Genomic DNA, 20,894 nt, shown 5'->3' on the forward strand with positions numbered 1-20,894 from the left:
ATTATGGCCAAAATATTTTGTATTGCAAACCAAAAAGGCGGTGTAGGAAAAACTACTACCGCTGTTAATTTGGCTGCTGGTTTAGCTGGACATCGGCAACGTGTTTTATTGGTGGATTTAGATCCACAGGGCAATGCGACGATGGGGTCTGGAATTGAAAAAGCAGACCTCAGTAGCACGGTATATCAAGTGCTGATTGGTCTTTCGTCTGTAAAAGAATCCGCAGTGCCTTGCGAGAGCTCTGGATACGATGTGTTGCCGGCAAACCGAGACTTGGCAGGCGCAGAAATTGAGTTAGTAGATTTAGACTCACGCGAACAAAGACTGAAGGATGCGCTCGCGCTTGTTGCGAATGACTATGACTTTATTTTGATTGACTGTCCCCCAGCACTATCTTTGTTAACGCTCAATGGATTGTGTGCAGCGAACGGTGTGATTGTGCCAATGCAATGTGAATATTTTGCATTGGAAGGCCTGTCAGATTTAGTAAACACGATTAAGCAGGTCCACGCAAACTTAAATCCTGATTTGGTGATCATTGGCCTATTGCGTGTGATGTTTGATCCGCGCATGACTTTGCAACAACAAGTTTCTGATCAATTACTTGAACACTTTGGCGATAAAGTATTTAAGAGCATCATCCCCCGCAACGTCCGCTTGGCTGAAGCCCCGTCCTATGGGCTTCCTGGGGTGGCGTTTGATAGATCATCGCGTGGCGCAAAAGCCTACTTAGACTTTGGTGCCGAGATGATTGAGCGCATTAAGCAAATGTAAAACCTAGGAATATTAAAAAAGATCATGGTTGCAATCAAGAAAAAAGGTTTGGGTCGCGGCCTAGAGGCATTACTCGGCGACAAGGCAGCAAAAGAAACCAACGCTGAAATTAATCGTTTGCCATTAAGTGCATTACAGGCTGGCAAATATCAGCCACGTCAAAAAATGGAAGTGGGCGCACTGCAAGAGTTGGCAGAAAGTATTCGCGAGCAAGGTGTGATGCAACCCTTGTTGGTTCGTTTGGTTGCGCCAGGAAAATACGAAATCATTGCCGGCGAGCGCCGCTTTCGTGCGGCAACTTTGGCCGGTTTACAAGAGGTGCCTGTATTAGTTTCTGGCGCCAATGATCAGGCTGCCGCTGCAATGGCTTTAGTTGAGAATATGCAGCGCGAAGATTTGAATCCGCTTGAAGAGTCTCAAGGTCTTGCTAGGTTGATTGAAGAGTTTGGTTTTACGCATGAGCAAGCGGCGAAAGCGGTAGGTAAGTCACGTAGTGCCGTTACTAATTTATTGCGTTTAAATCAATTGGCAAAGCCAGTGCAAGCCATGCTCTTGGCGGGCGATATTGATATGGGCCACGCCCGCGCGCTATTGCCTTTGCCTGGGGCAAGCCAAGTCGCCTTGGCACAAAAAATTGCAGCCCAAGGCCTTTCCGTACGAGAGGCCGAAAGAATGGCTACCGCTCTAGCGCTCGCTGGCGGTCAAATTGGGGACAAAAAAACCAACACTAAAGTGGCGGGTATTGCACCCAGTCGTGATCCAGACATGCGCCGCTTGACCCAAGAAATTGCAGACTTGATAGGTTTAAGTGCGGAATTTAAGTTCAAGGGTAAAGGTGGCGAGCTCAGAATACGTTTTAGCCAATTTGATGAGCTAGATTCCCTGTTAAAAAAGCTGGGTATTCAGGCAGACTAAAGCCCTTTTACTGTGCCTCGAGAAATGAATTTTGTGAATAAAGAACAGCCCATTCCTAGGCATCAATGGAATGAAATTGACGATGACTCCTATAAAGCTCTGAGTAAAGAGGAAATGGATGCATTGCGTAAGGCAAAGCCGCTCAATTTTCGGTTATTGAATTCATGGTGGATCGTCTTAAGTCAGGTAGTACTAACCTTAATAATTGCTTCTGCCTGCTTTGTTTTTTCTAACCAGACTGACAAAAGCGTTTATACTTATTCGGCTTTGGTAGGCGGTTTGATTGGGTTTTTACCCTCAGCATTATTTTTGGTGCGCTTAGAGGCGGGAAAAAAGAATGTAAAATCAGGCCCTGGCGGATATTTGGCAGCAGTGGTTTCTGGCGAATTTATAAAAATTCTAGCAACCGTTCTCCTGTTTATTGGCTTTGCCTTAAAGCAACCTGATTTGAAATGGATTCCATTGCTTGTCACTTATTTGGCTACGCTCAAGTGTTATCTGCTAGTGTGGTTTTGGAAGTAACAGGCGGTAAATATAGATAAGGACAAGTTTAGAGATGTCTAGCGAAGTCAACGCAGCAGCAGGGGCGGCCCATCATGCGGCCAGCCAACCGCTTACACCGACTGCTTATATTGCTGAGCACTTACAAAACCTCAATAATATCGGCGGGGCGCAAACCTCAGTTATTGATTTCAGCATCATTAATTTAGACACCATCTTTTGGACCTCTTTAATGGGGTTGATCACAGTTTTCCTATTGGTTCTTGCCGCCCGCAGGGCATCTCCCGGTGTTCCTGGCCGCTTTCAATGTTTAATTGAAATGTTGGTTGAGATGGTCGATAACCAGACAAAAAGCATTGTTCATGGCGATAGAAGCTTTATTGCCCCGCTGGCCCTGTTTGTTTTTTGCTGGATTATTCTTCTAAATACCTTGGACTTAGTGCCGGTAGATTGGATCTTCGGGGTTAATCAATTTATTGGTAGTTTCGGGGTTCATATTCCCCATCACAAGATAGTCCCTACTACCGACTTGAACGCCACCTTTGGCCTGTCATTTTCAGTGTTGTTGTTGGTGTTCTTCTATAGCTTCAAAGTAAAAGGCCTTGGAGGCTTTTTGCATGAGCTGGTTTCAGCACCCTTTGGCGCAAAGTGGTATTTGGCACCTTTTAACTTGGTTTTGAACATCATCGAATATATTGCTAAGGGCGTTTCCCTCGGCATGCGACTTTTCGGCAACATGTATGCAGGCGAACTACTGTTTTTGCTCATTGCCCTTTTGGGAAGCATGTGGACCTTTAACTTAGATTTATACATGCTTGGCTTCGTCGGCAATGTGATTGCAGGCTCAGCTTGGGCAATCTTTCACATCTTAGTTATTTTGTTGCAAGCATTTATTTTCATGATGTTGACCTTGGTTTACATTGGGCAAGCCCACAGTCACCATTAACTTTTTTATTTTTAACCTCACTTTCAATACTTAGGAGTAAACATGCAAGCATTCTTAGCCAACATCCAAGGACTAACCGCTATCGGTATTGGCCTCATCATCGGCCTCGGCGCATTGGGAGCCTGTTTGGGCATTGGCCTAATGGGCGGTAAGTTCATTGAGGGCGCTGCCCGTCAACCAGAACTGATCAATGAATTACAAACCAAAATGTTCCTTTTGGCTGGTTTGATCGACGCTGCGTTCTTGATCGGCGTTGGTGTTGCAATGTTGTTTGCTTTTGCAAACCCACTGCTCGCAGTTATTAAGTAATTGTTTTGGCGTGGATGACCATCGGGTCATCCTACTGTTCTCAACAATACTGAAAGGAATATCGTGAATCTGAACGCGACCCTATTCGCGCAAATGATCGTTTTCTTCGTCTTATGGTGGGTTGTTGCACGCTTCGTGTGGCCGCCGCTAGTTAAGGCGTTAGATGAGCGTTCAAGCAAAATTGCTGATGGCTTGGCATCTGCCGAGCGCGGTAAAGAAGCGCTCGCATTGGCAAGTAATGAAGCCGAGCAAGAATTAACTAAAGCACGCCAAGAGGGTGTGCAGCGTGTTGCCGAGGCAGAAAAACGCGCTCAAATGTCTGCGGAAGAAATTCGCGCAAACGCACAGGCTGAAGCTGCTCGCATCATCTCCCAAGCCAAACAAGATGCCGATCAACAAGTAACGCGCGCTCGCGAAGTACTGCGTGCTGAAGTAGCTGTGTTGGCCGTGAAAGGTGCAGAGCAAATTTTGCGTCGTGAGGTAGATGCAAAAGTCCACAGCACATTGCTTGATCAACTAAAGGCAGAACTTTGATATGGCTGAATTAGCCACAATTGCGCGGCCTTATGCTGAGGCACTATTCCAAAGCACTAAGGCTGCTGAGCTTGCCACATGTTTAGAGCAGTTAAATGAATTGGCTCAGTTAGCCTCCTTACCAGAAGTTGCCGCTTTATCAAATAATCCAAAAGTATCTGCGGATGATTTAAGTAAGCTTCTTTCTGGCATGGTGAAGACAAAGATTGACGGCAAAATCGCAAGCTTTTTGAGTCTTGTAAATCAAAACCACCGCTTATCAGCTATTCCTGAAATTGCTAAACAATTTGAGGCGATGAAGAATAAGAGCGAGGGTGCAGCAGAAGTAATGATTACTAGCGCATTCCCATTAGAGGGTTCTGCGCTGAATGATTTGTTGTCAAGTTTGAAGAAGCGCTTTGGGGGTAAAGAATTGCGCCCAACTATCCAAGTAGATCCTGCATTGATTGGCGGAGTTCGCATTCAGGTTGGTGATGAAGTGATGGATAGCTCTGTAAAAGCACAGTTAGCTCAAATGCAAGCAAGTCTTGGCGCATAAGTTATCCCTATTAAGAACATACGAAATAAGACCCAGGAGTAAGTAATGCAACTCAACCCTTCCGAGATCAGTGAACTGATCAAAAGCCGAATTAGCGAAATGGGTGTTGACTCCCAGCTTCGCAACGAAGGCACTGTAATTTCAGTGACCGACGGTATTTGCCGTGTACATGGTTTATCTGGTGTTATGCAGGGCGAAATGTTGGAATTCCCTAACAACACAATCGGACTCGCGTTGAACCTTGAGCGTGATTCCGTTGGTGCAGTAGTGTTGGGTGAGTACACCCACATTAAAGAAGGTGATCCAGTTAAATGTACTGGCCGTATTTTGGAGGTACCAGTTGGACCCGAGCTCCTCGGTCGCGTTGTCAACGCACTAGGACAGCCAATTGATGGCAAAGGCCCAATCAACACGAAGTTAACTGACTTTATCGAAAAAGTTGCCCCAGGCGTTATTGCACGTCAATCCGTTAGCCAGCCAGTGCAAACTGGTTTGAAGGCGATTGATGCGATGGTTCCAATCGGTCGCGGCCAGCGCGAGTTGATCATTGGCGACCGCCAGACTGGTAAGACAGCTGTAGCGGTTGACGCGATCATTAACCAAAAAGGTAAAAACGTTTATTGCGTTTACGTTGCGATTGGTCAAAAAGCTTCCACGATTGCTAACGTTGTACGCAAGCTTACAGAATTAGGCGCAATGGAGTACACCGTTGTAGTTGCAGCAAGTGCTTCTGAGTCTGCAGCAATGCAATATCTCTCAGCATATGCTGGTTGCACAATGGGCGAATACTTCCGCGATCGTGGTGAAGATGCACTGATCGTTTATGACGACTTAACAAAACAAGCCGTTGCATACCGTCAGATTTCTTTACTCCTCCGCCGCCCACCAGGCCGCGAAGCTTACCCTGGCGATGTGTTCTATCTCCACTCCCGTTTGCTTGAGCGCGCTGCTCGTGTAAGCGCTGATTACGTTGAGAAATTTACAAACGGTTCAGTCAAAGGCAAGACAGGTTCATTGACCGCATTGCCAATTATCGAAACTCAAGCTGGTGACGTTTCTGCATTCGTACCAACCAACGTCATTTCGATTACCGACGGCCAGATCTTCTTGGAAACAGACTTGTTTAACGCTGGCGTACGCCCTGCGATTAATGCCGGTATTTCTGTTTCACGTGTTGGTGGTGCAGCCCAAACTAAAGTTATTAAGAAGCTGTCTGGCGGTATTCGTACCGACTTGGCACAGTATCGTGAATTGGCAGCGTTTGCACAGTTCGCTTCTGACCTTGACGAGGCAACTCGTAAGCAGTTAGAGCGCGGTCGCCGTGTTACTGAATTGTGTAAGCAGGCTCAGTACAAGCCTTTGCAGGTTTGGGAAATGGCTGCCTCACTTTATGCTGTGAATAACGGCTACTTTGATGACCTCGAAGTGAAGAACGTATTGCCATTCGAAAAAGGTTTGCAAGATCATTTGAAATCTAAATACGCTGATTTAGTTGGCCGTATTGAAGAGACTAAAGATTTGAGCAAGGATGACGAGGCCGCCTTACGTGCTGCAATTGAGGATTACAAGCGTTCAGCCTCTTTCTAAGAGGGCTCGCATAAATCATGGCAAGCACAAAAGAGATACGATCTAAGATCAAGAGCGTGCAAAACACGCGCAAGATCACAAAAGCAATGGAAATGGTCGCAGCATCCAAGATGCGCCGCGCCCAAGAGCGCATGCGTAATGCGCGCCCATATGCCGAAAAAATTCGTGAAATTGTCTCCAATCTTTCTAAAGCAAATCCTGAGTTCCGCCCTGCTTACATGGCAACTCGTGAAGTGAAGAAAATTGGCACAATCTTGGTTACAACCGACAAAGGTTTGTGCGGAGGTTTAAATACCAACGTATTGCGTCTGATTGCAAACCAAGTGCGAGATATGGGCGGCAACAGTATTGAAATTGCATACACTGCAATTGGTTCAAAAGGTCTCCAGTTTTTAAATCGCTCTAAGGCAAAACTGATTTCTCAAACAATTCAGATTGGCGATACGCCACATATGGATATTTTGATTGGTGCAATTAAAGCCCAGTTAGAAGCGTTTGAGCGCGGTGAAATTGATGCAGTTTATCTGGCATATACCCGCTTTGTTAATGCAATGAAACAAGAGCCTGTTTTAGAAAAACTCTTACCTTTGGAGTCGGTCGCATTAACTCCAGAAGAGAAGGCAGGAAACTCTTGGGATTACATCTACGAGCCAGACGCAGAGTCTGTATTGAATGGCCTACTAAAGCGCTATGTAGAAGCAATGATTTATCAAGCTGTTGCTGAAAACATGGCTTCAGAACAATCTGCACGGATGGTCTCGATGAAGGCCGCCTCAGATAATGCGAAGAATGTAATCGGCGAATTGCAATTGGAATACAACAAAACACGACAGGCTGCTATTACTAAAGAGTTGTCAGAGATTGTTGGCGGAGCGGCTGCGGTTTAAGCGGTTAGCGTTTAGGAATACGGAAGAATTCAGGAATTAAAAGCGGAGAAATGCGATGAGTAACGGAAATATCGTGCAATGTATCGGTCCAGTGGTGGACATTCAGTTCCCACGCGACAAAATGCCAAACATTTATGATGCGTTGACATTAGTTGATAGTGGCGAAAAATCATTTGCTGAAAAAGGCTTGACCTTTGAAGTGCAACAACAAATTGGCGACGGCGTAGTTCGCGCGATTGCTATGGGCGCAAGCGATGGTTTACGTCGTGGCATGGAAGTTGCTTCTACAGGCAAGCCAATTTCAGTCCCAGTTGGCCCAGCAACATTGGGTCGTATTATGGACGTTTTAGGTCGCCCAATTGATGATGCAGGCCCGATTGCCACTGAAGAGCGTCGCGCTATTCACCAGCCAGCACCAAAGTTTGATGAGCTCTCCCCTTCTGTTGACTTGCTCGAAACCGGTATTAAGGTTATTGACTTAGTTTGCCCATTCGCTAAAGGCGGTAAGGTAGGCTTGTTCGGTGGTGCGGGTGTTGGTAAGACCGTGAACATGATGGAATTGATTAATAACATCGCTAAACAACACTCAGGTTTATCAGTGTTTGCCGGTGTTGGTGAGCGTACTCGTGAAGGTAATGACTTCTACCACGAGATGAAAGAATCTAACGTTATCGACAAAGTGGCGATGGTGTTTGGTCAGATGAATGAGCCTCCTGGCAACCGTTTGCGCGTTGCGTTGACTGGATTGACAATGGCTGAAGCGTTCCGTGATGAAGGCCGTGACATTTTGTTCTTCGTTGATAACATCTACCGTTACACATTGGCCGGTACTGAAGTTTCTGCGTTGCTCGGCCGTATGCCTTCCGCTGTGGGTTATCAGCCTACATTAGCTGAAGAGATGGGTAAATTGCAAGAGCGTATTACCTCTACTAAGACTGGTTCTGTTACTTCTATTCAGGCAGTTTACGTTCCTGCGGATGACTTAACCGATCCATCGCCAGCGACAACCTTCTTACACCTAGACTCCACAGTTGTGTTGTCACGTGACATTGCTGCTTTGGGTATTTACCCAGCGGTTGATCCATTGGATTCAACCAGTCGTCAGCTTGACCCACAAGTGGTTGGTCAAGAGCACTATGAAGTTGCCCGCGAAGTTCAGATGACATTGCAACGCTACAAAGAGTTGCGTGACATTATTGCTATTTTGGGTATGGACGAGCTGTCACCAGAAGACAAATTAGCCGTATCACGTGCACGTAAGATTCAACGTTTCTTGTCCCAGCCTTTCCACGTCGCTGAAGTATTTACTGGTTCACCAGGTAAATATGTTCCATTGAAAGAAACTATCCGTGGTTTCAAAATGATTTGCAGCGGTGAATTGGATCACTTGCCAGAGCAAGCGTTTTATATGGTGGGTTCAATTGATGAAGCCATCGAGAAAGCTAAGAAGCTTTAATCGAATTCATCTAGGGAAATTATGTCAACCATACGCGTCGATGTAGTAAGTGCTGAGCAATCTATTTTCAGCGGGGAGGCTAAGTTTGTTGCGCTTCCCGGCGAGAATGGTGAGCTCGGTATTTTACGCGGCCACACTCCTTTGATTACACGCATTCGTCCAGGATCAGTTCGTATTGAAAAAGCTGATGGTGATGAAGAGTTTGTATTCGTTGCAGGTGGCTATTTAGAAGTGCAGCCGGATCATGTCACAGTCTTGGCCGATACAGCCATTCGTGGACATGACCTTGATGAAGCCAAAGCCAATGAAGCCAAGAAGCGCGCTGAAGAAGCAATGCAGAATCGTGGAACTGACTTTGACATGGCCCTAGCGCAGTCAGAGTTTGCTATGGCAGCAGCACAACTGGCAGCTATTGCTCGTTTCCGCCGTAAAAAATAAGAGTCGGATATTTCCTTGTTGTCTAACGATCGATTTTTAAAAGCCTGCTTGGGCGAAGCGGTTGATCAAACGCCGCTCTGGCTCATGCGCCAAGCAGGCCGCTATCTCCCAGAATACAACGCAACCCGAGCTAAGGCAGGTAGCTTTCTTGGACTTGCTAAAAATCCAGCTTATGCAACTGAGGTAACCCTTCAGCCATTGGATCGCTACCCTTTAGACGCAGCGATTTTATTCTCTGATATTTTGACGATTCCCGATGCTATGGGCTTGGGTCTGAAATTTACTGCAGGTGAGGGACCTAGTTTCGAGCACCCCCTTCGTACTGAAGAGGCAGTAAAAAAATTACGAGTTGCTGATATGAATCAGCTCAAATATGTTTTTGATGCAGTATCAGAAATTCGCAAGGCACTGATTCAGGATGGCAAACAGCGGGTACCGCTGATCGGTTTTTCTGGAAGCCCGTGGACATTAGCTTGCTACATGATTGATGGTTCAGGCTCAGATGATTTTCGTCATGCGAAGACTATGATGTTTAGTCGACCAGATTTACTTGAGCATATTCTGGAGATTAATATCCAGTCAGTAGCAGCCTACTTAATTGAGCAGGTAAAAGCTGGAGCACAAGCGCTCATGATATTTGATACCTGGGGAGGCTTGCTTCCAGATGGTTGGTATCAGCGTATGTCCTTGGCTGCCATGCAAAAAGTGGTTGAACTACTGCCCCGAGAGCATGAGGGACGCAAGATCCCAATTATTATGTTCACAAAAGGCGGCGGTATTTGGTTGAACGATATGGCGCAAATTGGGGCAGATGTTATTGCAATTGACTGGACTATGCCCTTAAGTCGCGCCCGTAAGCAGCTATTAGATATCAATAAGCCACTGGCTTTGCAAGGTAACCTAGACCCACTAATTTTGTTTTCAGAACCGAAGCATATTGCAAGTGCTGCAGAGGGTCTTTTGGGGGGCTTGGCTAGCGCTCCCTCACTAAAACCAGGCCTTCATCCGCTGGATGGACACATCTTTAATTTAGGTCATGGCATCAACCAATTTACCCCACCTGAAAGCGTAACAGCTCTCTCCGAAGCGGTAATCTCCAAGTCAAAAGCCTTGCGGGCAGTGCGGTAGACGCAAGTAATTGCTAACTTTGCCAATATTACGGCAAAAAGTTATGCACAGAAATGTGCAAAATCATAAATACAGAGAGATTCGCAGGAATTATCAAACTTTACATTTACAAACCATTGTAAGTCATTGATTTGTAATGAAAATTAATAAAATATTGATTTTCTATTCAAGATGGCATTCCTATAAAATAACTGAAGAGATACAAAACAAGGAATGATATCCACAGACTTATCCACAGGGTGAAATAACAAATTTTAGAAAACAACCCTAAACCTATCGTAGTGCAGGTGGTAGTAGATAAGCCTTTAGTGCAGGGCTTTGACTACCTATGGGATATTGAAAAATTAGGCAGATTCCCCGAAATTGGTAATGTAGTTGAGGTCCCCTTTGCAAGGTCTAAAGAAGTTGGGCTGATAGTAAAGGTGAGTAATCACTCCGAATATGAGATTGAAAAACTCAAATACGTAGAACGACTTGCCCCACTCCCAGTATTCGACCCCGCTCTATTGAGATTAATGAGCTTTACTAGTCAGTATTACATCCATGCCTTAGGGGAAACTGCTTTGCCAGTCATTCCGCAGATGTGGAAAAAGGCTGATGAATGGGAAAAGATACCTAAAAAACTGGAGTCAGCGGAAAAGAAAAGTAAAAAAAATTCTTCTCTTGCCACAGAGGGCTTGATCACGCTGGATCAATTAAATTCAGAACAGAAGATCGCCCTTCGTCAATTATTGGCAGAGGGTCAAAAAGAAAAACAATTTAGAGCAATATTGCTGCAGGGTCAAACAGGAAGTGGGAAGACAGCCGTTTTTTTAAATTGGCTTGCAAGCGCCCTAAGAGAAGAGAGCGCCCAAGTACTTTTACTAGTGCCAGAGATTAACTTAACTCCGCAACTCGAGAGACGCGTGAGAGCATACTTCCCTGATAAAAAAATGGCGGTATTGCATAGTGGTATCAGCGAAAAGAAAAGAGGCGTTGCGTGGTATGAGGCAATGACTGGTAAAGCACAAATTATTTTAGGCACAAGGCTAGCGGCATTGACGCCGATACCTAATTTGCGAGTCATAGTGGTAGATGAAGAGCACGACCCATCATATAAGCAACAAGACGGCACTCGATACTCGGCAAGAGATTTAGCAATCTGGCGAGCGCACGATCAAAAAATCCCCATCCTCTTAGCTTCCGCTACCCCATCACTAGAAACCTGGTTGGCAGCTCAATCGGGCCGCTATGAGAATATTCGGCTTGATCAGCGTGCCCAAGGCGCAAGCTTGCCTAGTGTGCACTTAATTAATGCACGTGAGCCACAAAATCAATTTAGTCCGGGTGATGCAGGTGCGCCAAAGCAAAAAAGTCTGATTACAAAAACGCTTGCAAATGCCATAAGCAAATCACTTGCAGAAAAAAAACAAAGTTTGATTTTGATTAATAGACGTGGCTACGCTCCAGTACTCAGTTGCTCAGCATGTAATTGGTTATCAAAATGTACTCAATGCTCTACCTATACAGTAATGCATAAGGCCGGCGCATTAAGTAATAGATCAGTTTTAAATTGTCACCATTGTGGGTTGGTAAAGCCTATTCCACAGTTTTGCCCTGATTGCGGAAATGCAGATCTTAAAACACTTGGGCATGGGACTCAAAAGTTGGAGGATGCTATTGAAGAAATGTGGCCACAAGCAAGAGTGCTGCGGGTCGACACGGATTCAAGCAGAAAGAGCAAGGGAGCAGAAGCTCTCTTTGAAGAAATACATAGTGGCAATGTTGATATTGTCGTTGGTACTCAAATGATTGCCAAAGGACACGACTATCAAAACATTGGATTGGTCGCCGTATTAGACGCAGACAGTCGGCTGTACTCAGCAGACTTTAGGGCGGCTGAAAGATTATTTGCGCAGCTAGTACAGGTGGCAGGGCGAGCAGGAAGGTCGGGTACAAAAGGTGAGGCTGGGGGTGATATTTATATCGAGACACAATACCCAGAGTCACCGGTATTTCAGTATTTGTTAAGACACGATGTCGATGGATTTTTAGCATTTACGGCTAAAGAACGAGAAGAGGCAAAATTACCACCCTACTCATATCAGGCGCTTATTCATGCTGAAGGAAAAAGTCTGGATCAGGCGATTTGGTTTTTAAATGAATTAAAGAGGCGTATAAAAATTAAGGGCCTGATTGGAAAAGAACTCAAGATATACGATCCAGTTCCTAAGCCAGTTATGCGGGTAGCGGGTGCAGAGCGCGCCCAATTATTAATTGAGTCAAGCAATCGCAAGGTGTTACAAGAAACGCTTGAAATAATAGATCAAGAATTACGCCAAGATTCCACGGGAAGAATTAGTAAAGCATCACGTATTCGATGGTTGGTAGAGCGCGATCCGATTGCTATCTAAGCGCCTACTTTAGACTCGTATTGTGTGAGTGACATCAAGTTGTTTAGATTGGTGCTCAGCATCTCTGCTGATATTGGTTTAATTTTAAATAACCAAATTGCATACGGCCGAGTATTTACAGCCTCAGGGCTGGAGTCTATTTCTTCATTGAGCGCAATAATCTCACCGCTAATGGGAGCATGAATATCGCTTGCTGCTTTAACTGACTCTATTGCAGCAACGGTTTCACCCTGCTCCACTTGTTGGCCAATTTTTGGCGCTTGGAAAAACATCACATCGCCTAAAGCTTCTTGTGCATGATTACTAATACCCACCCATACTAGTCCATCATCTTCGATGCTAGCCCACTCATGTGTTTCTGCGAATTTAAATGTATCTTGAGTTTTCATTATGTATCCTGTGGGCGGTAATTAGCTTTATTGCCACACATAGGTGACCGAGCCATTTACACACTTTTTTATTTATCTCGACTAAATTAGAAAATATTCTAACTACTCTATTCGATTAGGTGAGACCATTTGCGAGCCCGCAAATTGATGAGGAGTTTTGCTTAGATCAATTACCTGAACAAACTAGGCATTTTGGATTTGGTCATGCAAAAGCGTTTGTCTCAAGGCGCCAATTGGAGGCTTAGGTTTTTGCTGAGCCGGTACGGTGTGTGCGGTTGTATAAACAGCTTGCACAAATCCAGCGCTGCTTGCGATTGCTAGTCGGAATCCAAGTGCCACCTTCCAGACGCTTTTCGCGACTGCATGAGGAGCAAAACTTAAGGCTCTGTGAGGTTTCTTGGGTAGCAGCTGGAGTCGAGGTAGTCATGGGCAATCCGGGTAATCCAAATCTTGTACAGAGGCTCTATTTTACCCGTTTTGTCCCGCTGGGGCTGGGCTTAGGACGACTCTGACAGAATCAGCCGTTTTATTGCCATCAAAATCAAGCCAAGCCTTGTTTTCAAAGTCATAAAGCTTGCACTTGCGAGCGGTATCAAAATACCAGGCCCAAGAGAACTTTTGGACAAAAATACGCTCAGGAAGGATGGTTTCCAGGGTATTTTGAGCCTCTTGGAGGCGATATAGCGGGACGCTCATATCCACGTGGTGGGCGGTATGCTCCATGATATGGTGCATTAAAGAGCCCCAAATCCAATTAAAGGTCAAATGTACCGTGGTGGATACAAAAGGCTGGGCGCGCAACCACTCAGATTTCTTGTCATACCAAGAGACTGAAGTGTGGGTATGGTGTACGTAGACTACAAACCCAATCATTCCATTCCAGAAGAGGAAGGGAACGGCAAAACCAGTGATGAGGCCAAGCCAAACAGATTGGCCAGTGGCAAGGGCACCAGCAATAAGACAAGCAATCCAGATAATGGCAAAACCAGTTACCAATAAATTATCTTTTAAGAAAATTGGACGATCGCCAGGTTTATTTTTGGCATTCGGGAAGTACTCACGTCTCCACCAGATCTCAATAAGATAGTAGAAAACAGGACCCCAACCGCTACGGTAGAGACGCTCTAAGGCCTTACGCCATGCAGGAAGGGCATCAAACTCTGCTTTTGATAATGGCGCCCAGACAAAGTCAAAGCCCTTGAGGTTGGTCTGACCATGGTGAACTACATTGTGGCCCACATCCCATAAGCTATAAGGGGTTAGAGACGGCAGGAACGCAATGCGACCCAATACTTTATTCAGTTCACGGTGGGGTGTGTAGCTTTGATGGCAGGCATCATGACCCAAGATGAAGATGCGACCAGTAACAAAACCAGCAACTAGGCCCAAGATGATTTTGATCAGCACGCTTTCAAAAAAAATAGTGCCAGCGATACAAGCAAGCCATAAAACTGCGTCCAGAGCCAGCAAGGCAATTGCTTTTGCTGTTTCTCCTTGAGCCATAGGGATCAGCCAGCTGCGAATAACTTTTCGGTGTGGCAATGGAAGATCTGGGGCCAAGGGATTGGCCATGGATGGTTCGGATAATGCAGAATTTAGATGATTTGACATGATAAGAATCAATAAGTTAGGGAGAAATGATAGCCTTTTTCACGAATTTACGCATGATGTAGGTCAAAAACCCCTCTGTTTTGGTGCGCCCGGCAGGAATCGAACCTGCGACCCTTGGCTTCGGAGGCCAATACTCTATCCACTGAGCTACGGGCGCCTGTAGGAAATTCGCTTACTCCAGTATTGTAAGTGCCTATATCCCATACAGTCTCGTTATAATTGGTTCAAATTCAACCTTACAACCCGTCTAACGATAAAAGTCCTATGAGCGAAGCACACGGCAGTCTAATTAAGTCACCCAAACAATTGATCATCATGGTCTTTGCTAGCTTTTTTGTACCACTCATCATTATTCTTTTATTGATGGTGTTCGTAAACAATGGCAAGCGAGCAGATTCGGAAGCATCTGCTGAGCAGCTCATTAAGCCTGTGGCGCAATTGAATTTTAAAGACGCCAGCCCAACCGCAGAACCCAAGGATGCGACTTCCGCTGCTAAATAATTTTTTGGCGCCTACAAAAAGCTGGCATCTAGCCAGCTTTTTTATTGCTTGCCATTTTGATCTTTGGCATCCAGGGCCACCTGGTAAGCCTCTTTTTTGCTGAGCCCAAGTACTTGGGCAAGAACAGCGGCAATTTCTTTGCTACCTAGGTAAGGGCTTAAGGCATTGGCCCATAGCAAGAGCTCCGAATGTTCGGGAGCTTCGTCTGTATTGGCTTGGCGGCCAGCAACTAAGACAATGAACTCGCCCCTGAGACTTTCTGCTTTCTCAAGCCACTCCGGAATATTTACGGCAGTGAGTGTGACCAGCTGCTCAAATTTTTTGGTGAGTTCCCTGCCTATTAGCACCTGCCGCTCAGGCTCCAGTTCTTTGCTTAGAGTTGTCAGGGTGTCGCATATTTGATGGGGCGATTCAAAAAAGATGCTCGTTTTTAAATTGTTACGAATATCTTGAATGAGTGTGCCACGCTCTTTGGCTTTATTTGGCCAAAAGCCAAGAAACTGAAAGCGCCCTTCCGATGGCAGCATGACTGAGCCACTAGCAGAAATGGCGGACGATACTGCACTAGCTCCGGGAATGGGAATAATTCGAAAGCCTGCTTTCTGAACTGCGTTTACTAATCTTGCGCCTGGATCAGAAACACCCGGAGTGCCCGCATCCGAGATGTAGGCCCAGCGTTCATTTTGAGCTAGGCGCTCAATAATGGTTTGCGCGCCCGTCATTTCATTGTGCTCATGTAAGGCGACACATTTCTTATGAATGCCAAAGTGTTGTAGCAGGGGCGCGCTATGCCTGGTGTCTTCACAGGCAATGCCATCCACTGAATTAAGCACATGCAATGCGCGCAAAGTGATATCCCCCATATTGCCAATCGGAGTAGCAACCATATATAAGGACCCGGCTGGCAGATCCTGCTGTTTTAAAAAGTCAAAGGAGCTTAATTCCATGGGGCAATCTTTTGCTAATGAGATTTTAATAAGTAAGAGAATACGTCCCTTTTGAATTCAGGGGCAGTGCAGACATATTGCCTCTACTTTGGCGCATAATAATGCGATGGATAAAGATACCCTCGAACGTTTGCGCGCTCGCGCATCCCAACATTTTTTAGATAGCATTGCTGTAAAGCAAGCGGCTGAAAAAATACTTCCTGAGCAGGTTGCTCGCGGCATAGTCGCCATGACAGACTGTTTGCGTGCTGGCGGAAAAATAATGGCTTGCGGTAATGGCGGATCTGCTGCCGATGCCCAGCATTTCGCTGCCGAGCTAATTGGTCGCTTTGAGAGAGAGCGACAAGAGTTGGCTGCGATTGCATTGACGACCGATACTTCAATCTTGACTGCAGTAGGAAACGACTATAGCTATGACGAGATCTTTGTTAAGCAAGTGCGCGGCCTTGGAAAAAAAGGCGATATCTTAATTGGTATTTCTACTTCAGGAAATTCAAAAAATATAGTGAAGGCAATCGAGGCTGCAAAAAAGATGGGTATAAAAATTATTGCCCTGACTGGTAATGGCGGCGGAAAAATTGCAAGTCTATTGGATGCAGATGATATTCACCTCTGTGCACCCTCTACTCGTACCGCACGTATTCAAGAAACACATTTAGTTTTGCTCCACGCTCTGTGTGATGGCGTAGATCATTTATTGCTCGATTAATAGCATCACTAATCAGAAAGTTCGTATATGAGAAATACACTCACCATCAAATTACTTGCAGCGATTTTGATTTCCACATTCTTATCGGGTTGCGGAGTCCTAGCCGTGGGTGGTGTTGTTGCGGGTGCAAGTGTTTTAGCAGATCGCCGTTCGCCTGCTGTACAGGCAATCGATAAAGGTATTGAGTTGGAAGCCGGCAATGCTTTAGCCAAACGTTATGGTGATGATGCGCATATCAACGTGACATCATTCAATCAAAAGGTATTGTTGACTGGTGAGGTGAAAGATGCCGATATTAAGAATCAAGCTGCCGCCTTTGTAAAGGCAATGAAAAACGCCCGCTCTGTTTTTAATGAATTGGCTATAGGACCAAACAGCACCTTTACAGCTCGTGCCAATGATTCTTACCTCGAATCAAAAATCAAAACCCAAATGATTTTCACGGACAAGCTCCCATCGAATTCAATGGCGATTGTTGCTGAAGGTAGCAGTGTTTATTTGCTGGGCATTCTGACGCAAAATGAGGCAGCGATTGCCAAGAAAGTCACCAGCAATATTGATGGTGTTAAAGATGTATACGTCTACTTCGATATTATTTCTGAGGCAGAAAAGACGCGCTTAGAAAAACAAGGCAAGGCAGATGAAGCGCAGCCAAACTCCATGCCAAAACAGTAGGGTGCTTTGATGGAGGGTGAGCAATGAATTTATCCATGCAACATCTGAAATCTTTTTTACTCACCACACTCTTCTTGCTATGCTCGCTAAACGCGAAGGCATCTAGTGACGACACTAAAGCGGCTGTACTTGCAAAGCAAAATGCTTGCTTGGGATGTCATGCAGTTGATAAAAAAATTGTGGGCCCTAGCTTTCAATCCGTTGCAAAAAAATATGCAACCGATTCTGGCTCAACAGAATTTCTGAAAAATAAAATTCGCAAGGGCGGCTCCGGCTCTTGGGGTGTTGTACCGATGCCGGCAAATACGAAATTAAGCGATGCGGATGTATCTATATTGACAAGTTGGATTTTGCGCGGAGCTCCTAGCGCAAATTAAGTTGGGCGCGCGACTGGTTTTCCAAGAAGCCAAGACCAGGCATCGTTTGAGTGCTTCAAGTTTTCTTTAAGTGCGTAGTCAAAGTCAGCCCATTGCTCATTGGCTGCCTCCTCAACAATCGTGCCTGAATTTGCAGGCGGTAATTTCAGGTAAGCATCCGCATCACCATAGGCGTACTCAACGAGCATCCCCGCCTTTTGTGCCAAATGCATCATCGCCCGGTTATTTGCCAGGCAATGTACGAATAAGATTTCAATACGAGTATTGCGTGAGTGCACTGAAGCGCGCGCTAATAAAGCTGTACCTATGCCCTGCCCCCTGCCATTAGGCAGCACTGATACGCCAAACTCCGCAGCTAGTGGCTGGCCTGCAGTTTTAGGTAAATATGCCAAATGAGCCATGCCAACCAGGTTAAGCTGGGAGTCAAAGCTACCAAACATCGTATCTCTATTGAAATTAAGGTTTTCTACATAGCGATGAATCACCTCATCAGGAGTTTGTGTGCCGAAGCGAAGATGACGATCCTCCTCATTCAGCAGCAAAAGATGCTGAAGAATGCGCTCTCTATGGCCAGCATGTAATTCGCGAACTGGCACGACTAAGCCTGCCGCATAGGGCTTGCTGGGTAAGTGACTATTTGCTAATTTATTGTGCATAGCAATATATTAGCAGAAATGAGAGCTAATTACAGGGTTTTCCCTAATCATCGCAAATGTAGATAAGGAAAGGCAATTAATAAAGTAAAAAGCTGAACAATTGCCCAGAATTTGCTACCCTATCCATAAAAACCCGTATATTTTTAAAAAAATTGAAAATATTTTCTATCTCCATCCCCTTGTTTTTAATGAGTTTATTTTAAAAGTAGGAAAAAACATCGCTATTTGATAGAAAAAGACTACGAAAGGTGTTGACTGACCCTGAAAAAGGGTATAAAGTCTCATCTCTCTGCTGCAACGTTTTATGAAATACAAAAAACGCGCAGCCCTCTTTAAAAATTAGTCAACCGATAATTGTGGGTACTAAGTGAAAGCATCAAGTCCTTCGGGACAGATGTAAATAAATAGTACTCATAGACAGTAAAAAGATTTGGTTTTATTACCAAGTCAATTTCTTGAATGAGTGCGACGATCCGCAAGGATCACAGGAATTAAACTGAAGAGTTTGATCCTGGCTCAGATTGAACGCTGGCGGCATGCCTTACACATGCAAGTCGAACGGCAGCACGGGTGCTTGCACCTGGTGGCGAGTGGCGAACGGGTGAGTAATACATCGGAACGTACCTTATCGTGGGGGATAACGCAGCGAAAGCTGTGCTAATACCGCATACGCCCTGAGGGGGAAAGCGGGGGATCGAAAGACCTCGCGCGATTAGAGCGGCCGATGCCTGATTAGCTTGTTGGTGGGGTAAAAGCCCACCAAGGCGACGATCAGTAGCTGGTCTGAGAGGACGATCAGCCACACTGGGACTGAGACACGGCCCAGACTCCTACGGGAGGCAGCAGTGGGGAATTTTGGACAATGGGGGNAACCCTGATCCAGCAATGCCGCGTGAGTGAAGAAGGCCTTCGGGTTGTAAAGCTCTTTTGTCAGGGAAGAAACACCGGCTCTAACACAGTCCGGGAATGACGGTACCTGAAGAATAAGCACCGGCTAACTACGTGCCAGCAGCCGCGGTAATACGTAGGGTGCNAGCGTTAATCGGAATTACTGGGCGTAAAGCGTGCGCAGGCGGTTATACAAGACAGGCGTGAAATCCCCGGGCTTAACCTGGGAATGGCGCCTGTGACTGTATAGCTAGAGTGTGTCAGAGGGGGGTAGAATTCCACGTGTAGCAGTGAAATGCGTAGATATGTGGAGGAATACCAATGGCGAAGGCAGCCCCCTGGGATAACACTGACGCTCATGCACGAAAGCGTGGGGAGCAAACAGGATTAGATACCCTGGTAGTCCACGCCCTAAACGATGCTGACTAGTTGTTCGGGATTTACATCCTGAGTAACGTAGCTAACGCGTGAAGTCAGCCGCCTGGGGAGTACGGTCGCAAGATTAAAACTCAAAGGAATTGACGGGGACCCGCACAAGCGGTGGATGATGTGGATTAATTCGATGCAACGCGAAAAACCTTACCTACCCTTGACATGTCACTAACGAAGTAGAGATACATTAGGTGCNCGTAAGNGAAAGTGAACACAGGTGCTGCATGGCTGTCGTCAGCTCGTGTCGTGAGATGTTGGGTTAAGTCCCGCAACGAGCGCAACCCTTGTCTTTAGTTGCTACGCAAGAGCACTCTAAAGAGACTGCCGGTGACAAACCGGAGGAAGGTGGGGATGACGTCAAGTCCTCATGGCCCTTATGGGTAGGGCTTCACACGTCATACAATGGTGCATACAGAGGGTTGCCAACCCGCGAGGGGGAGCTAATCTCAGAAAATGCATCGTAGTCCGGATCGTAGTCTGCAACTCGACTACGTGAAGCTGGAATCGCTAGTAATCGCGGATCAGAATGTCGCGGTGAATACGTTCCCGGGTCTTGTACACACCGCCCGTCATACCATGGGAGTGGGTTTTGCCAGAAGCCGTTAGCCTAACCGCAAGGAGGGCGACTGCCACGGCAGGGTTCATGACTGGGGTAAAGTCGTAACAAGGTAGCCGTATCGGAAGGTGCGGCTGGATCACCTCCTTTCTAGAGAAAGATGCTGGAGCTCTAGTGCCCACACTTATCGGTTGACAATAAAAGCCACGGGTCTGTAGCTCAGCTGGTTAGAGCACTGTGTTGATAACGCAGGGGTCGTAGGTTCAAGTCCTACCAGACCCACCACCAGCCAGAAACAAGATTTAGTGGGACGTTGGGGGATTAGCTCAGCTGGGAGAGCACCTGCTTTGCAAGCAGGGGGTCGTCGGTTCGATCCCGTCATCCTCCACCATCATCTAAATGTCAAAACTAAGCGAATATTTAATCGTTTAGTTTTGCCATTTATGGCTGTTCTTTAAAAATTTGAGTAAGCAAAGTGTCAAATGTTTCTTTGAGAGGACATTTGACAATGTAATAAGGGTAAAGATTGAATCATCAATCAGTAATACAAACGAGTTTTACCAAGTTCTTTAACAAGTACTTACAGTTTGGATTACGGCAAACATGTCAGAAGTAGAAGTAAACCTGTAACAGGTACTAGCAATGGTGCTCGTTATAGGATCAAGTGAATAAGTGCACATGATGGATGCCTTGGCGATTACAGGCGACGAAAGACGTTATAACCTGCGATAAGCCCCGGGGAGCTGG

The 20,894-nt window shown here is 45.9% G+C and carries 22 protein-coding genes, 3 tRNA genes and 1 rRNA gene; 20 read left to right on the forward strand and 6 right to left on the reverse strand.

What is annotated here, in order from left to right; translation table 11 throughout:
- Positions 1–3: 3 nt before the first annotated feature.
- The 13 genes from ICV89_RS00065 to priA all read left to right on the forward strand — a co-directional run bounded on the left by ICV89_RS00065 (position 4) and on the right by priA (position 12,406).
- On the forward strand, positions 4–774 hold the full coding sequence (locus ICV89_RS00065; protein ID WP_215308666.1) for a ParA family protein: 771 nt from the start codon (positions 4–6) through the stop codon (positions 772–774).
- Positions 775–798: 24 nt separating this feature from the next.
- Entirely contained in the window at positions 799–1,689 is an 891-nt protein-coding gene (locus ICV89_RS00070; protein ID WP_215308667.1) for a ParB/RepB/Spo0J family partition protein, read from the forward strand.
- 33 nt (positions 1,690–1,722) lie between these two features.
- Entirely contained in the window at positions 1,723–2,211 is a 489-nt protein-coding gene (locus ICV89_RS00075; RefSeq protein WP_215308668.1) for an ATP synthase subunit I, read from the forward strand.
- A gap of 34 nt (positions 2,212–2,245) precedes the next feature.
- On the forward strand, positions 2,246–3,136 hold the full coding sequence (atpB, locus tag ICV89_RS00080) for a F0F1 ATP synthase subunit A (protein WP_215308669.1): 891 nt from the start codon (positions 2,246–2,248) through the stop codon (positions 3,134–3,136).
- 42 nt (positions 3,137–3,178) lie between these two features.
- Positions 3,179–3,445 (forward strand): F0F1 ATP synthase subunit C, encoded by a 267-nt coding sequence (atpE, locus tag ICV89_RS00085; RefSeq protein ID WP_028818346.1) that lies wholly within the window; start codon positions 3,179–3,181, stop codon positions 3,443–3,445.
- A 63-nt stretch (positions 3,446–3,508) separates the two neighbouring features.
- Complete coding sequence (locus ICV89_RS00090; RefSeq protein ID WP_215308670.1) at positions 3,509–3,979, forward strand: F0F1 ATP synthase subunit B; 471 nt, start codon at positions 3,509–3,511, stop codon at positions 3,977–3,979.
- A gap of 1 nt (position 3,980) precedes the next feature.
- On the forward strand, positions 3,981–4,517 hold the full coding sequence (locus ICV89_RS00095) for a F0F1 ATP synthase subunit delta (RefSeq protein WP_215308671.1): 537 nt from the start codon (positions 3,981–3,983) through the stop codon (positions 4,515–4,517).
- Positions 4,518–4,562: 45 nt separating this feature from the next.
- On the forward strand, positions 4,563–6,104 hold the full coding sequence (gene atpA / locus ICV89_RS00100; RefSeq protein ID WP_215308672.1) for a F0F1 ATP synthase subunit alpha: 1,542 nt from the start codon (positions 4,563–4,565) through the stop codon (positions 6,102–6,104).
- Positions 6,105–6,121: 17 nt separating this feature from the next.
- Positions 6,122–6,991, forward strand: coding sequence for a F0F1 ATP synthase subunit gamma (atpG, locus tag ICV89_RS00105; protein ID WP_215308673.1), 870 nt, complete (start codon positions 6,122–6,124; stop codon positions 6,989–6,991).
- A 55-nt stretch (positions 6,992–7,046) separates the two neighbouring features.
- On the forward strand, positions 7,047–8,447 hold the full coding sequence (gene atpD / locus ICV89_RS00110; RefSeq protein WP_215308674.1) for a F0F1 ATP synthase subunit beta: 1,401 nt from the start codon (positions 7,047–7,049) through the stop codon (positions 8,445–8,447).
- Between the two features lie 21 nt (positions 8,448–8,468).
- Positions 8,469–8,885: a F0F1 ATP synthase subunit epsilon gene (locus tag ICV89_RS00115; RefSeq protein WP_046329360.1), complete on the forward strand. Its 417-nt coding sequence runs from the start codon at positions 8,469–8,471 to the stop codon at positions 8,883–8,885.
- 9 nt (positions 8,886–8,894) lie between these two features.
- Positions 8,895–10,013 (forward strand): uroporphyrinogen decarboxylase, encoded by a 1,119-nt coding sequence (gene hemE / locus ICV89_RS00120; protein WP_215310254.1) that lies wholly within the window; start codon positions 8,895–8,897, stop codon positions 10,011–10,013.
- A 281-nt stretch (positions 10,014–10,294) separates the two neighbouring features.
- On the forward strand, positions 10,295–12,406 hold the full coding sequence (gene priA, locus ICV89_RS00125) for a primosomal protein N' (RefSeq protein ID WP_251370852.1): 2,112 nt from the start codon (positions 10,295–10,297) through the stop codon (positions 12,404–12,406).
- On the opposite strand, the gene gcvH is transcribed toward priA, so the two are convergent.
- From gcvH to ICV89_RS00145, 4 genes are all read right to left on the reverse strand, one after another.
- Positions 12,403–12,795 (reverse strand): glycine cleavage system protein GcvH, encoded by a 393-nt coding sequence (gene gcvH / locus ICV89_RS00130; RefSeq protein WP_215308675.1) that lies wholly within the window; start codon positions 12,793–12,795, stop codon positions 12,403–12,405. The genes priA and gcvH overlap by 4 nt on opposite strands.
- A 241-nt stretch (positions 12,796–13,036) precedes the next feature.
- Positions 13,037–13,222, reverse strand: coding sequence for a hypothetical protein (locus ICV89_RS00135; protein WP_041396810.1), 186 nt, complete (start codon positions 13,220–13,222; stop codon positions 13,037–13,039).
- 41 nt (positions 13,223–13,263) lie between these two features.
- Complete coding sequence (locus tag ICV89_RS00140) at positions 13,264–14,298, reverse strand: fatty acid desaturase (protein ID WP_215310256.1); 1,035 nt, start codon at positions 14,296–14,298, stop codon at positions 13,264–13,266.
- Positions 14,299–14,487: 189 nt separating this feature from the next.
- Positions 14,488–14,563: transfer RNA gene (locus ICV89_RS00145), tRNA-Arg, on the reverse strand.
- Positions 14,564–14,670: 107 nt separating this feature from the next.
- Between ICV89_RS00145 and ICV89_RS00150 the strand changes: the two genes are divergently transcribed.
- Entirely contained in the window at positions 14,671–14,907 is a 237-nt protein-coding gene (locus ICV89_RS00150; RefSeq protein WP_251370853.1) for a hypothetical protein, read from the forward strand.
- Positions 14,908–14,948: 41 nt separating this feature from the next.
- On the opposite strand, the gene rsmI is transcribed toward ICV89_RS00150, so the two are convergent.
- Positions 14,949–15,854, reverse strand: coding sequence for a 16S rRNA (cytidine(1402)-2'-O)-methyltransferase (gene rsmI, locus ICV89_RS00155; RefSeq protein WP_215308676.1), 906 nt, complete (start codon positions 15,852–15,854; stop codon positions 14,949–14,951).
- Between the two features lie 106 nt (positions 15,855–15,960).
- Here rsmI and ICV89_RS00160 point away from each other — a divergent pair, with 106 nt between their 5' ends.
- Genes ICV89_RS00160 through ICV89_RS00170 form a run of 3 tightly spaced genes read left to right on the forward strand, consistent with a single transcriptional unit; the run spans position 15,961 to position 17,615 of the window.
- Positions 15,961–16,563, forward strand: a complete 603-nt coding sequence (locus ICV89_RS00160) for a phosphoheptose isomerase (RefSeq protein WP_215308677.1) — start codon at positions 15,961–15,963, stop codon at positions 16,561–16,563.
- A gap of 27 nt (positions 16,564–16,590) precedes the next feature.
- Positions 16,591–17,238: a BON domain-containing protein gene (locus ICV89_RS00165; protein WP_215308678.1), complete on the forward strand. Its 648-nt coding sequence runs from the start codon at positions 16,591–16,593 to the stop codon at positions 17,236–17,238.
- A gap of 23 nt (positions 17,239–17,261) precedes the next feature.
- The gene (locus ICV89_RS00170; RefSeq protein WP_251370854.1) at positions 17,262–17,615 is read left to right on the forward strand and encodes a c-type cytochrome; all 354 of its coding nucleotides are present in this window, start codon (positions 17,262–17,264) and stop codon (positions 17,613–17,615) included.
- On the opposite strand, the gene ICV89_RS00175 is transcribed toward ICV89_RS00170, so the two are convergent.
- The gene (locus ICV89_RS00175; protein WP_215308679.1) at positions 17,612–18,271 is read right to left on the reverse strand and encodes a GNAT family N-acetyltransferase; all 660 of its coding nucleotides are present in this window, start codon (positions 18,269–18,271) and stop codon (positions 17,612–17,614) included. The genes ICV89_RS00170 and ICV89_RS00175 overlap by 4 nt on opposite strands.
- Positions 18,272–18,764: 493 nt before the next feature.
- On the opposite strand from ICV89_RS00175, the gene ICV89_RS00180 reads away from it, so the two are divergent.
- The 3 genes from ICV89_RS00180 (at position 18,765) to ICV89_RS00190 (ending at position 20,538) form a co-directional block, all read left to right on the forward strand.
- Positions 18,765–20,297, forward strand: a 16S ribosomal RNA gene (locus ICV89_RS00180).
- Between the two features lie 58 nt (positions 20,298–20,355).
- Positions 20,356–20,432: transfer RNA gene (locus ICV89_RS00185), tRNA-Ile, on the forward strand.
- A 30-nt stretch (positions 20,433–20,462) separates the two neighbouring features.
- Positions 20,463–20,538: transfer RNA gene (locus ICV89_RS00190), tRNA-Ala, on the forward strand.
- The last annotated feature ends 356 nt before the right edge of the window (positions 20,539–20,894 follow it).

The organism is Polynucleobacter sp. Adler-ghost (assembly GCF_018688495.1).
Lineage (GTDB): Bacteria > Pseudomonadota > Gammaproteobacteria > Burkholderiales > Burkholderiaceae > Polynucleobacter.

Coding starts and splice junctions, on each gene's coding strand:
- ICV89_RS00065 (WP_215308666.1), top strand. CDS start 4: ATGGCCAAAATATTTTGTATTGCAAACCAAAAAGGCGGTGTAGGAAAA.
- ICV89_RS00070 (WP_215308667.1), top strand. CDS start 799: ATGGTTGCAATCAAGAAAAAAGGTTTGGGTCGCGGCCTAGAGGCATTA.
- atpB (WP_215308669.1), top strand. CDS start 2,246: ATGTCTAGCGAAGTCAACGCAGCAGCAGGGGCGGCCCATCATGCGGCC.
- atpE (WP_028818346.1), top strand. CDS start 3,179: ATGCAAGCATTCTTAGCCAACATCCAAGGACTAACCGCTATCGGTATT.
- ICV89_RS00095 (WP_215308671.1), top strand. CDS start 3,981: ATGGCTGAATTAGCCACAATTGCGCGGCCTTATGCTGAGGCACTATTC.
- atpA (WP_215308672.1), top strand. CDS start 4,563: ATGCAACTCAACCCTTCCGAGATCAGTGAACTGATCAAAAGCCGAATT.
- atpG (WP_215308673.1), top strand. CDS start 6,122: ATGGCAAGCACAAAAGAGATACGATCTAAGATCAAGAGCGTGCAAAAC.
- atpD (WP_215308674.1), top strand. CDS start 7,047: ATGAGTAACGGAAATATCGTGCAATGTATCGGTCCAGTGGTGGACATT.
- ICV89_RS00115 (WP_046329360.1), top strand. CDS start 8,469: ATGTCAACCATACGCGTCGATGTAGTAAGTGCTGAGCAATCTATTTTC.
- gcvH (WP_215308675.1), bottom strand. CDS start 12,795: ATGAAAACTCAAGATACATTTAAATTCGCAGAAACACATGAGTGGGCT.
- ICV89_RS00135 (WP_041396810.1), bottom strand. CDS start 13,222: ATGACTACCTCGACTCCAGCTGCTACCCAAGAAACCTCACAGAGCCTT.
- ICV89_RS00140 (WP_215310256.1), bottom strand. CDS start 14,298: ATGGCTCAAGGAGAAACAGCAAAAGCAATTGCCTTGCTGGCTCTGGAC.
- ICV89_RS00150 (WP_251370853.1), top strand. CDS start 14,671: ATGAGCGAAGCACACGGCAGTCTAATTAAGTCACCCAAACAATTGATC.
- rsmI (WP_215308676.1), bottom strand. CDS start 15,854: ATGGAATTAAGCTCCTTTGACTTTTTAAAACAGCAGGATCTGCCAGCC.
- ICV89_RS00160 (WP_215308677.1), top strand. CDS start 15,961: ATGGATAAAGATACCCTCGAACGTTTGCGCGCTCGCGCATCCCAACAT.
- ICV89_RS00165 (WP_215308678.1), top strand. CDS start 16,591: ATGAGAAATACACTCACCATCAAATTACTTGCAGCGATTTTGATTTCC.
- ICV89_RS00170 (WP_251370854.1), top strand. CDS start 17,262: ATGAATTTATCCATGCAACATCTGAAATCTTTTTTACTCACCACACTC.
- ICV89_RS00175 (WP_215308679.1), bottom strand. CDS start 18,271: ATGCACAATAAATTAGCAAATAGTCACTTACCCAGCAAGCCCTATGCG.